The sequence below is a fragment of the Rhodococcus sp. IC4_135 genome (assembly GCF_011602025.1).
GTDB lineage: Bacteria > Actinomycetota > Actinomycetes > Mycobacteriales > Mycobacteriaceae > Rhodococcus_F > Rhodococcus_F baikonurensis.
In genome coordinates this window covers 1-255 of record NZ_JAAOLG010000163.1, presented here as the reverse complement: position 1 = coordinate 255, position 255 = coordinate 1, and the positions used below count along the sequence as shown (strand labels likewise).

General features: G+C 63.9%; 1 protein-coding gene. It reads left to right on the top strand.

The window, feature by feature from the left end:
- Nucleotides 1-255: transposase (locus G8767_RS35460; protein ID WP_166814325.1), on the top strand; the 255-nt coding region annotated here is incomplete at both ends.

Here is a 255-nt window from a genome sequence, read left to right as displayed (position 1 = left end):
GCTCCGCAGCCGTGGTATCGCCGTTGTCATCCCGGAGAAAAGCGACACCATCGCCGCCCGCGAACGCCGAGGCCGCCGCGGTGGCAGACCTCCAAAACTCGACGCTGACCTCTACAGAGGCCGAAATGTCGTCGAGCGATCCTTCGCTCTGGCCAAGCAATGGCGAGCCCTGGCCACCCGCTACGACAAACTCGCAATCACCTACCGAGCCGCCGTCACCCTCTGCGCAATTCTCACCTGGCTACGCCAATTGGG